Annotated in this window: 10 protein-coding genes; 3 read left to right on the top strand and 7 right to left on the bottom strand. The window is 52.0% G+C overall.

The window, feature by feature from the left end; translation table 11 throughout:
- Positions 1–3 precede the first annotated feature (3 nt).
- Genes acnA through dut form a run of 4 tightly spaced genes read right to left on the bottom strand, consistent with a single transcriptional unit; the run spans position 4 to position 4,342 of the window.
- Positions 4–2,679: an aconitate hydratase AcnA gene (gene acnA, locus BLP47_RS05620; RefSeq protein WP_091851320.1), complete on the bottom strand. Its 2,676-nt coding sequence runs from the start codon at positions 2,677–2,679 to the stop codon at positions 4–6.
- A gap of 21 nt (positions 2,680–2,700) precedes the next feature.
- A complete protein-coding gene (locus BLP47_RS05615; RefSeq protein ID WP_091851317.1) occupies positions 2,701–3,369 on the bottom strand; it encodes a DUF3159 domain-containing protein in 669 nt (222 codons plus the stop codon).
- Positions 3,362–3,922: a DUF3710 domain-containing protein gene (locus BLP47_RS05610; protein ID WP_091851314.1), complete on the bottom strand. Its 561-nt coding sequence runs from the start codon at positions 3,920–3,922 to the stop codon at positions 3,362–3,364. The genes BLP47_RS05615 and BLP47_RS05610 overlap by 8 nt, the downstream gene beginning before the upstream one ends.
- Positions 3,923–4,342 (bottom strand): dUTP diphosphatase, encoded by a 420-nt coding sequence (dut, locus tag BLP47_RS05605; RefSeq protein ID WP_371325778.1) that lies wholly within the window; start codon positions 4,340–4,342, stop codon positions 3,923–3,925.
- Between the two features lie 34 nt (positions 4,343–4,376).
- On the opposite strand from dut, the gene BLP47_RS05600 reads away from it, so the two are divergent.
- Entirely contained in the window at positions 4,377–4,829 is a 453-nt protein-coding gene (locus BLP47_RS05600; RefSeq protein WP_157671532.1) for a DUF3093 domain-containing protein, read from the top strand.
- Here the strand turns inward: BLP47_RS05600 and BLP47_RS05595 are convergent.
- Entirely contained in the window at positions 4,791–5,072 is a 282-nt protein-coding gene (locus BLP47_RS05595) for a DUF4193 family protein (protein WP_091851305.1), read from the bottom strand. The genes BLP47_RS05600 and BLP47_RS05595 overlap by 39 nt on opposite strands.
- Positions 5,073–5,234: 162 nt before the next feature.
- Here BLP47_RS05595 and sepH point away from each other — a divergent pair, with 162 nt between their 5' ends.
- Positions 5,235–5,990 (top strand): septation protein SepH, encoded by a 756-nt coding sequence (sepH, locus tag BLP47_RS05590; protein ID WP_091851302.1) that lies wholly within the window; start codon positions 5,235–5,237, stop codon positions 5,988–5,990.
- Here the strand turns inward: sepH and BLP47_RS05585 are convergent.
- Positions 5,958–7,073, bottom strand: a complete 1,116-nt coding sequence (locus tag BLP47_RS05585) for an alkaline phosphatase family protein (RefSeq protein ID WP_157671530.1) — start codon at positions 7,071–7,073, stop codon at positions 5,958–5,960. The two genes, sepH and BLP47_RS05585, sit on opposite strands and share 33 nt — an antisense overlap.
- 33 nt (positions 7,074–7,106) lie before the next feature.
- Between BLP47_RS05585 and BLP47_RS05580 the strand changes: the two genes are divergently transcribed.
- A complete protein-coding gene (locus BLP47_RS05580) occupies positions 7,107–9,449 on the top strand; it encodes a DNA topoisomerase (ATP-hydrolyzing) subunit A (RefSeq protein WP_091851296.1) in 2,343 nt (780 codons plus the stop codon).
- On the opposite strand, the gene BLP47_RS05575 is transcribed toward BLP47_RS05580, so the two are convergent.
- Positions 9,446–11,503, bottom strand: coding sequence for a type IIA DNA topoisomerase subunit B (locus tag BLP47_RS05575; RefSeq protein ID WP_091851293.1), 2,058 nt, complete (start codon positions 11,501–11,503; stop codon positions 9,446–9,448). The two genes, BLP47_RS05580 and BLP47_RS05575, sit on opposite strands and share 4 nt — an antisense overlap.
- Between the last annotated feature and the right edge of the window lie 87 nt (positions 11,504–11,590).

Below are 11,590 nucleotides of genomic sequence, written 5' to 3'. Positions count from 1 at the left end.
TTCCTAAGCGACCATGCTTCTAAGTACATATTGGAGTATCCCACCGTTTCGGAAATAATCGGCCTCGCCCGGGGTATCAATCCGCACGATAGCGTCAAACTCAATGACCGATTTGCCTGCCGGAGAATGTGCTGTCGGCTTCGCGACAACACGAACCGTTTTCGGCGTTGACCCATCATTGAGTGCGGCAATTCCAGTGAAGTCAAACTCCTCGGTACCATCCAATCCCAAAGTGGCGGCTGTTTCACTCTTTGGGTACTGCAGCGGCAGCACTCCCATACCAATCAAATTGCTTCGGTGAATTCTCTCGAAGCTTTCGGCAATTACCACCTTGATACCAAGAAGCGAAGTTCCCTTCGCTGCCCAGTCGCGAGAGGAGCCGGATCCGTATTCCTTGCCAGCCAAAGCAACAAGGGGCACGCCGTGGCTCAGGTAGTTTTCACTCGCATCGTAGATAAAGGCTTGGTCGCCACCAGTGGTTGTGAAGTCTCGGGTATAGCTACCTTCAACCTCATTTAGGAGCTGATTCCGAAGCCTGATGTTCGCGAAGGTGCCACGAATCATAACCTCGTGGTTGCCGCGCCTTGAGCCATAAGAGTTGAAATCAACCCTTGATACTCCTCGGTCGGAAAGGTACTTTCCGGCTGGCGAATCCGCTTTGATTGAACCTGCTGGTGAGATGTGATCCGTGGTCACACTGTCACCGAGCTTAACCAACACACGTGCGCCCGAGACCTCTTGAACCGGTTCCGGAAGAAGCGACATGTTGTCGAAGTACGGGGGCTTTTTCACATAGGTCGAATTTGGATCCCAATCGAAGATCGCGCCCTCAGGAGTTGGGATGGCTTTCCAGCGCTCGTCGCCATCAAAAACTGAAGCGTATTGAGTAGTGAACATCTCAGAGTTGATTGAAGAATCGATAGTGCTCTGAACTTCTTGCGGAGTGGGCCAGATGTCCTTCAAGTAGACATCCGCCCCGGACTGGTCCTGACCCAAAGAATCGGATTCGAAATCGAAGTCCATGGTTCCTGCAAGAGCGTAGGCAATAACCAAGGGCGGCGATGCCAAGTAATTCATCTTCACGTCTGGATTGATACGACCCTCAAAGTTCCGGTTTCCAGAGAGCACCGCTGTTACCGCAAGATCATTTTCATTTACTGCGGCCGAAATATTTTCGTCCAATGGGCCGGAGTTACCGATGCAAGTCGTGCAGCCGTAGCCCACGGTCTGAAAACCAAGCGCATCCAGCGAAATGTTTAACCCCGACTTCTCGTAGTAATCGGTCACCACTTTAGATCCCGGGGCCAGCGAGGTTTTAACCCAGGGCTTGGATTGCAGACCCTTTGCCACCGCATTTTTGGCCAAGAGCCCAGCCGCCAACATGACGGAAGGGTTTGAAGTGTTTGTGCAAGAGGTGATTGACGCAATCGTAACTGCACCGTGATCTATCGAAAAATCACTGCCGTGCACCTTTGTTGGGTGCGAGGAAGTCTGGGTGTAGTTTTCTAAGTCATCTGCAAATGTGGCCTTGCTCGCAGTGAGAGAAACTCGATCTTGCGGCCTTTTGGGTCCAGCGATTGAGGGAACGACAGTTGCCAAATCAAGTTCCAAATATTCGCTAAAAATCGGCTCATTTGAGGGGTCGTGCCATAGGCCCTGAGCCTTTGCGTATGCCTCCACCAGGGCAATTTGATCTTCATCACGACCGGTAATTCTGAGGTAGTCCAAAGTCACGTCGTCAATCGGAAAAATGGCCACCGTGGAACCAAACTCGGGGGACATATTTCCGATAGTGGCCCTGTTGGCAAGCGGAACATTGGCCACAGAATTTCCATAGAACTCAACAAACTTGCCAACTACGCCGTGTTTGCGAAGCATCTCGGTGATGGTTAGCACCACGTCTGTCGCAGTTGCGCCGGTCGGAATTTGCCCCTTGAGCTTAAAGCCGACGACCTTTGGTATCAGCATCGAGACTGGCTGACCGAGCATTGCGGCTTCGGCTTCAATGCCACCGACTCCCCAACCCAATACGCCAAGACCGTTGACCATGGTGGTGTGGCTATCGGTACCAACGCAGCTATCTGGGTAGGCGATGGTCACCCCATCTTGCTCTTTGGTCATAACCGTGCGGGCCAAGTACTCGATGTTTACCTGGTGCACGATTCCAGTGCCAGGTGGAACAACCTTGAAGTTATCAAAAGCGGTCTGGCCCCAGCGCAAGAATTGATAGCGCTCGGCATTTCTCAGGTACTCGTATTCAACGTTTCTTTGGGCAGCATCCGCTGTCCCAGCTACATCGATTACTACCGAGTGGTCAATAACCATTTCGGCAGGGGCTAGTGGATTAATCCTTTGTGGGTCGCCACCCAGGGCAACTACCGCCTCTCTCATAGTAGCCAAATCCACGATGCAGGGTACTCCTGTGAAGTCCTGCATAATCACGCGGGCTGGCGAGAACTGAATCTCGGTGTCAGGCTCGGATTGCGGATCCCAATTCACAAGTGCATCTACGTGCGACTGTGTGACGTTGGCACCATCCTGGGTTCGCAGCATGTTCTCGAGCAAAATCTTGAGGCTGTATGGCAGCTTTTGCGCCCCCAACTCTGACATTGAGAAGATTTGGTAGGTCTTGTCTCCGACCTTGAGTTCTTTTGTGTTTGCTGAATCCGATGCCATCATTCATTTCCTCCAAAGACTTACCTACCTAATATACCGCTCCGGCTGCGCAATCTTGCGAATCATCACCCATGTCAGTGCCAAAAGGCCCGCGTAGGCCGGTGCGCCCATGATGATGCGGCTAGTTGCTAAAAGTTCTACTTGGTTTGAAAAATAAAGCGGAAGTTGAATCAATAGTCGAAGCGAGAAAAAAGATACCCAGACAAGCGTTACGAAACGGAACCGACGATACAAATGATCGGTCTTTCGCCAATTAGCCAAACCGAAAAGAAACTGGCCTACGTATCCCATAATCGGGTAGCGAACTAAAACCGAAACAAGAAAAACAAAACCGTAACTTGCGTTTGTGATGAAGCCGGGTACAAAGTAATCTGCTGCCTGACCGCCATCTCTTAGGGCCAGCCAGGCCGCCAGAGCAATTGCGAGCGCTCCAACCAGTGCCTGGGTAAGAGGTTTGCGCTGAAACAGCCTGATCACGATAAAAATCAGCGCCAGCCCGGCGGCACCTGAAACTGATGGCAATGCGTCCTTTGTGATTGCAAAGACGATGGAGAAAAGCATCGAGGGCAGCACTGCCTCTGCCACCCCCAGCGGGCCGCCAATGGCCGCCAAAAGGGATTGTTTGCTCAAGTTGTAGCCCTGCTCGGACTGCTCAATCCCGAGTTTTTTGGCTATGTTTTCGGGGTTAGGCATCGACCGAAGGCAGGGTAAGTGGCAGTAGCTCCCCGGGCGGCATTGCAATATTGCCCCGGTTCACCGCTGTAGCGCGAAAGATCTCAATCAACGCCTCGTAATTGGACTGCAGGTATAGCTCTGGGCCGCTGAGCACTCCACGTAAAAACCATCTGGGTCCATCTACCCCGATAAACCGCGACTCTCGCAAGATTTTTTTCCCGTTCTCTTCAACAGCGACTCTAGCCAGTAGCTCTGGGCCGATTAGGCCTTCGAGTCTTTCGCAACTGCCACCCTGGGCCGAAATTCCCGACTCGATGGCAGCCATCGTGTCCCCCCAAATGCCAGCGGCCTTGCTTGCAGCAAACGCTTGGAGTTGAATCCGATGGCCGGACTTTTCAATGGTTAGCGCGATCATGCGTTTGGTTGACTCTTCAATATCTGCGCGTATTTGCAAATCCTGCTTAGGTGCAATTCTGATGGAACCAAAATCAAGATACGGAACCAGGACACCAACCTCAGAAATGTCGTAAGGACCAAGCTCCGCTCGATTATCAGGTGCGATCTTTTCCATTTATTTCCTCCCGGTTGAGCCAAAGCCATCAGCACCGCGTGCGGATTCCGGAAGCTCGGATACTGCAATAAATTTGGGTGTTATTACCTCTTGAAAAATAATTTGGGCAATTCTGTCTCCAGCTTGAATTTCAAAATCCTGATCTGAGGTATTCAATAAGGTAACCATGATTTCGCCACGGTACCCCGCATCCACAGTTCCAGGAGCGTTCAGAACAGTGATGCCGTGCTTAGCGGCTAGCCCGGATCTTGGGTGGACCAACCCGACTAACCCGTTGGGCATTGCAATTCTTACTCCGGTTGGAATCAACGCTCTTTGACTTGGTCCAAGCACTAGCGATTCGGTGGAGCGCAAGTCAGCCCCAGCGTCTCCGGGCTTGGCGTATGTCGGCTCAAAACCGGACTCGGCAATTATTAGCACTTCGAAACTCACTCCTTGAGCGTAATCTATGGAGGTGAAAACTCAGGCGTATCGGGAAAGACTCTACCCATCAATATCCATGCTTCTCGGATTGTCATTATCTGCTCCGATGGTGCTCTTAGCAGCACTGCCCCTTGGATTAGGACCCTCAATCTTCTTGGCGCTGTGCGTCACCAGCCTCATCATTTACGGTAGTTTTTATTTTTCCCCGGTGGTCACACTGGATCGGCGGCTAACCGCAAGACGATTATCGTTGCCCCTTGAAATTCTGGGTTCTGTGACCGTGTATGAGGACGCCGATGAGGTGCGCATGCAATTGGGCCCAAGTCTCAACGCAAACGCCAAGCTTGCGATAAGGGGCGACATCCCTAAATTGGTAAAGATCGAAATTATCGACCCATTGGACCCCACACCATATGTCCTAATAAGCACTCGTCAGCCGGAGCAGTTAGCTAGCGCACTCCGTGCAAATCTTTCCAGCTCTTGATTTTGAACCCAGCTGACTGAGTGGTTTCACCAAGAAGCAACTCATGCAGGTGAACTCATTCTCCTGCAGTGGCAAAATCACCACATCCAGCTCTTCGTTCACAACATCGGGAATCGAGAAGGAGTCCGCGTTGTCTACATCGTCGTCATTTAGCGAGGGTTTGGATGGGATCCGTTCCTTGATTGCATCAATGGATTCGGTGTCGTCATCCGTCTTTCTCTGAGCATCGTAGTCAGTTGCCACGGCAAACCCCTCTCGGTTGGTTCTCGGCGTGAACTATGCCTTAGCTGAGCAGATTTTGCAAGTTCTGAACCCCGTGTTGAAAAATACTTCTAGAACCACCGAGCTAAATAATTGCCGAACTCGGCTCAACTGGCACACTTTTGTCCATGAGGAGCCCAAGCCATGGAACTTAAATTTGTAACACGCGAGAGTGACTATCTAGTTTTCGAAACCCAACAGGGGGATCGACTAAGAGCGCTGATTGACGATGGACTCAGAGAGGCCATCAGAAAAGAGCAGGCCAACTTCTCTTCGGGGGTAAGCCCCAGGGAGGTTCAAAGCGCATTGCGTTCTGGCAAGAGCCTCGAAGAAATTGCGGCAGATCTTGGTGTTCCAGAGCGCGCAATCGAGCCCTTTGCGGCCCCTATTCTCGACGAGCTTAGATACATCCTGGACGCGGCTCTCAAAACTACCCTCCCGAGTGGAAATCAGATGGTGAGCTTTGGAGAACTAGTTGCACAATCCTTCCCAACGGCCCAACTGAAAGTCTATAAAAACTTGGATCGCTGGATTGTCGAAGACTTAGAAAACCCAAGCTTGAGCTGGTTCTTCGACCCCAAAACTCGCCATATTGAACCTTTGGGTGATGCCGCTAAGACTCTACTTAGGGCCTCCAGGAATCCGGAGACCAACATTCCGGCTTCGGCGCTGAGGTCCGTCTCCAGCGAGCAAAATGTTCATAAGCCCGTCGACGTTTCAGCGCCCGAAGAAGGCCCGGGAGCCTCAATTCACGACTTGGTCCAGCAACTTCGAGAGCGCAAAGCTCCCGAACAAACCAAACCAGCTAGCGCAAAAGGCAGGGCGGCACTTCCGAGCTGGGACGAAATAGTACTCGGGACTGGGATGCTAGAGCCCAACCCTGATGAGCGGGATTCTTAGCTCTGCAGAACTCAGGCCACCGTGGTGCCCAATCATGTCGAAGCTCCGCTTTTTAGAGAATTCAGAGTGGTAGAGCGTGAATGAGGACTTTGCCAGAAGCATGATCTCGGGGAGTCTCCCCCTCGCCAATTCGCCAACATCCCCAAACCAACCCGCGTCGATTGCGTGGCTAGTTTTGACCGGCGTGGCTATGTTTTGGAGCAGGCCGAGTGCTTCGAGAACTTGGTTCTCGTGCTGAGAACTTTTGAGATAGATGTAGCGCGATCTTGTGTCGCCCCCAACCCAATCCACTAGATCAAGGTCTAAATAGTCATCAAGGTAAAATCTGAGCTCGTCTGCCGTATCAATCATTCCGTGATCCGCCGTGACTATTACCCCGGCATCCCTTGGAAGCTTTTCGGTGAAGGAGCTGAGTTGACGATCGAGTTCCTCTAAAAGAGATGCCCAACCCACCGACTGCCAGCCGTGCCTGTGAGCGTATTTATCGAGCTCCGGGATGTATAGATAAGTAATTGAATCTTGCCTGTCCCTCAAAATCGAATTCGCCTTTTCGAACTTCTCGGCCAGTGAATCCGCTGCGATGAAATTCGCCTTACGCATGGTGGCCTGGGTGTATCCAGTGTCTTGATACTCTTTGGCTGCGATCACATTGCAGCTAAGTCCTCGCGTAAAAGCCTTTTCAGAGATGGTCTGGTGGGGTTGCCAAAGATGCGGATCAGTCCCTTCGTGCCAGCCAGTTAGAAGATTAAGGCGTTGCCCGAAATTAGCATCCTGAACCATGTGACCAATCAGGCCATGCTCACCAGGGGTCATTCCAGTAGCGAATGAACCAATGTTTGCGCTGGTGGTGGATGGGAAGCCGCAATGCGAAACCTGACCGGCCGAGATGTGCTTGCTCAGCCAAGGGGCGTGGCCGGCGCGCGCAGTAATCTGTTCGGCCCCAAGACCGTCAACTAACACGACTACTATTTTGTTCGCGTTCCTTAGCCCAAGCTTGTTTGGCTCGCCCAGCGCAAGGTGGTAGGCCGAATCGAACACGTAACGCAAGCTCCCAAGAGCTTTAGGAACTGAAGGTAGAGTCATTTTCACAAGGCCAAGTTTTACACACCGGGACAAATGCAAACTAATCAAGAACGAATCGTAGATGTAGACGTATCCAAAGAGATGCGCGAATCCTTCCTGGAGTACTCGTACTCGGTGATCTATTCCCGAGCCCTGCCGGATGCCAGGGACGGCCTAAAGCCAGTGCAGCGGCGGATTGTCTATCAGATGGGCCAGATGGGCCTTCGGCCCGACAAGGGGCATGTGAAAAGCGCGAGAGTCACCGGTGAGGTGATGGGCAAATTGCACCCCCATGGTGATGGAGCAATATACGACGCCCTGGTGAGAATGTCTCAGTCTTTTTCTTTGCGACTCCCCCTGATCGACGGCCATGGCAACTTTGGCAGCCTAGATGATGGCCCAGCTGCTGCTCGCTACACAGAGGCACGGCTGGCTCCCGCGGCTCTTTTACTGAACGAGTCGTTAGACGAAAACACGGTTAATTTTGCGCAAAATTACGATGCTCAACTTACTGAGCCGGAAGTCCTGCCCGCCGCCTTCCCGAATCTTTTAGTAAATGGAGCCAGTGGCATCGCGGTTGGGATGGCCACCAACATGCCACCACACAACCTGCGCGAGGTTGTGGCTGCCCTACAGCTACTGATAAAAAACCCGCTGGCCACCCTCGACGAGATCATGGAATGCATACCGGGACCCGATTTGCCAACCGGTGGGGTAATTTTGGTCACGGAGGCTCTCAGGGAGGCCTACGAGACTGGCCGTGGCACCTTTAGAACAAGAGCCAAGATATCGGTTGAGTCGGTGGGTCCAAGGCGAACCGGGCTGGTGGTTACCGAGCTGCCATATCTAGTGGGCCCCGAAAGAGTCACTGACAAAATACGTGATGCGGTAAACGCGAAAAAGATTGAGGGAATCCACAACATAGTGGATCTAACCGATCGGGAAAATGGCCTGCGCCTGATTATCGAGCTTAAGTCTGGATTTGATCCCAACTCGGTTATCGAGGCGCTTTATCGGTTCACCCCACTTGAGGACAGCTTTGGAATCAATAATGTTGCCCTGGTTTTAGGCAGGCCCCAGCAACTTCCACTCAAGGCGCTCCTCGAGGTCTACCTAGCTCACCGATTCGAAGTCACTAAGCGACGGAGCCAAAACCGTCTAGACAAGAGGCTCGCAAGAGTCCACCTTCTCGAGGGCCTGCAAATAGCCGTTCTAAACATCGATGAAGTCATTGAGGTAATTCGCTCGAGCGATACCGCGGAGGCTGCAAGACAGCGGCTCAGAGAAATCTTTGATCTGAGCGATTTGCAAGCCGACTTCATCTTGGAGCTTCGGCTTAGAAGGCTGACTCGGTTTAGTTTGATGGAACTCGAGGGAGAGGCCGATCTTCTTCGTAAGGAAATTGAAGGGCTGCAAAAGTTGCTCCAATCCGAACAGCTACTAAAAAACACCGTGGCCAGAGAGCTTGATCAGGTCGCTTTGACCCACGGAGACAATCGCAGAAGCGCACTAATTGATGCCAGTGGAGTTTCACTAAGTCGCAAGCCGATAGTGGTAAGCGAGATAGCTGATAGTCCGATTTTGGTGTTTATGGACGCAGCTGGCCGAGTCTTCAGGTCTGAAGCAACCACTCCCGGATTGGTTGGCATCGAGACCTCTTTGCGTTCTGATATTGCTTTTGTTACCGAGACTGGTCGCGCGATCGCAGTTCACGTGTCGGACCTGCCGACCGTTACCCCCGGTATTTCAGGTAACATCCCGAGCGCAACAGAGTTTTTAGGACTAAACAAAGAGGCGGTAGTTGCGATTTTGCCATGGCGTGGCGACCAGACATATGCAATTGGGACCAGCCAAGGCGTTGTAAAGCGGATTCAGGGGCCACTTCCGGAACGGCCTGAAATAAGCCTGATTGGCCTTAAAGATGGCGATCGTCTGATCGGTGCAGTCAAATCCGATCAAGGCTCAGAGCTAGCATTTGTTAGTTCGACAGCTAATCTTTTGATCTTTTCGGCTGACACCGTTAGACCGCAAGGTCTGGCGGCTTCAGGGATGGCGGGTATCAATCTTGTGAGCGGTAGGGCAATTTATTTTGGTGCTGCTACCTCGCAAAGCGTTCTGATCACCGCAAGCAATAGCTCCCAGGCGTTGGGTGACACTGATCCGGGTTCAGCAAAGGTCACAGCGCTAAGTGCCTATCCTCGAAAAGGTCGAGGTGCAATGGGCGTTCGATGCCAAAAGTTTCTCAAGGGCGAAGATCAGCTGTATTTCGCTGCGGTCGTGGAACCAAGCTTTCAGGCCTATGACCTAGGCGATAACACCATCGATTTGCCAGCGGTTGATGAGCGCCGGGATGGCAGCGGAGCTCCCATCGCAGAGTACTTGGGCTCAGCTATTTAGGTATCGATTTTTTCTCTATCGAAGGTGTCCGCTGATTCGATGATGAAATCTCTTCTTGGGGATACGTCGTTTCCCATCAAAAGTTCGAAGACTTCATCGGAAGCTTGTGCATCTTTGGCGGTTATTCTTCGCAGCATTCGATTACTCGGGTTCATTGTGGTGTCGGCCAGCTGGTCAGCATCCATCTCCCCCAGACCCTTATAGCGCTGAATAGGTTGAAGATAGCTTTTCCCGGTTTTTTCTAAGCCCGCAAGTAACTCGTTGAGTTCCTGCTGGCTATAGGTATAGATGGTTTGCTTAGTCTTGCCCTGCGGAATTATTACTCTGTGCAGGGGCGGAACTGCTGCATATACTCTCCCCGCCTCCACCAGTGGCCTCATGTATCTGAAAAAAAGCGTGAGCAGTAAGGTTCGAATGTGGGCGCCGTCTACATCGGCATCGCTCATAAGAATTATTTTTTCATATCGCACTGAATCTAGGTCGAAACTTCGGCCAGAACCCGCGCCAATAACCTGCAAGATAGAGGCACACTCCGTGTTTGAGAGCATGTCCGACAAAGACGCCTTTTGAACATTGAGGATCTTCCCCCGAATGGGTAAAAGTGCTTGAAACTTGCTGTCTCTTGCAAGTTTTGCGGTTCCGAGCGCCGAATCACCCTCAACGATAAACAGTTCGGAACCCGAAGTTGCGTCCGCACGGCAATCCACGAGTTTGGTTGGAAGCGAAGAGGACTCCAAGGCGTTTTTCCGCCTTTGAGTATCTTTCAGCGATCGAGCACTGATGCGAGCTTTGGCCTCACTTACAATTTTGTCGAGCAGCTTCTCAACCTCGAGCTTTGTGCCGCGCAATGTCCCGGAAAGATATTCATCCAGGTAAGAAGAGACGCTGTTTGCAACTATCTGCCTGATTGCTGGAGTGCCGAGGGTCTCTTTGGTTTGACCTTCGAACTGCGGCTCGGGAAAGCTCACTGCAATCACAGCGGTGAGACCTGCAAAAATATCGTCCCGCTCTATTTTGAGACCCGTGGCTTTCAGCTTTCGAGCATTAGCTTCAATGGCGGCCCTGACGGATTTCAGGAGCCCTTGCTCGAATCCGCTGAGGTGCGATCCGCCTTTGGGCGTTGAGATTATGTTTACAAAGCTTCTAATGTCAGTCTCGAACCCCTCACCCCAGCGGATTGCTATGTCCACTTTGCATTCGCGCGCCACCTCTTGGGAAATCATCGAACCGGATTTTTCGTCCAAGACCGGGATGGTCTCATTGAATTTACCGATGTGTTGGATTTTGCGGGTGGGGACAACCGCGCCATCTTTGCTCAGGTACTCAACGTATTCAACAATCCCGCCCTGGTATTGAAACTCGAGGCTTTGACCTGTTGCCCGCTCCATGGCGCTGAGCTTTAGCCCGGGGACTAAAAATGCGGTCTGCCTCAGTCGGTTGGTGAGATCCTGAATTGAAAACTCCGCTGCAGACTCAAAAATCTGACCATCCGGCCAATATCTCACTCTGGTCCCCGTTAAGCCCTTGGTGACCTTCCCGAGTTTCTTTAGTTCGCTATTTTCTTCAAACGCCAAAAAGGGTGCTTTTGGTCCAGGTCCATTGAAGACCCCGGGTTCTCCTCTATGAAAGGACATGCCCCAGGTGGTGCCACCCCTATCGACTTGAACATCTAAGCGCTCACTCAGGGCGTTCACGACCGAAGCTCCGACGCCGTGCAGTCCCCCAGAGGCTCCGTAAGAGCCGCCACCAAACTTTCCTCCGGCGTGGAGCTTAGTGAACACAACCTCGACTCCGGTCAAGCCGGTGCGGGGTTCGATGTCAACTGGAATTCCTCGACCGTTGTCAGAAACGGAGATCGAGCCATCCTCGTGAATGTCCACCTCTATTGAGTTACCGTATCCAGCAAGCGCTTCATCCACTGAATTGTCTATAACTTCCCAAAGGCAATGCATTAGGCCCCGACCATCGGTTGAGCCAATATACATGCCTGGGCGTTTGCGAACGGCTTCTAGGCCCTCGAGTACCGATAGGTGTCTTGCTGAGTATGTTTCCACTTTGCCAAAGTTAGCCCCAAGAAGAGTCGGAGAGGGTTTGCCACTTCGCAGATAGCGAAATAGGGGGTCAATTGGGACTAAAACCGC

Source organism: Candidatus Aquiluna sp. UB-MaderosW2red (genome assembly GCF_900100865.1).
Taxonomy (GTDB): Bacteria; Actinomycetota; Actinomycetes; order Actinomycetales; family Microbacteriaceae; genus Aquiluna.
This window is presented reverse-complemented; position numbering and strand designations above follow the sequence as displayed.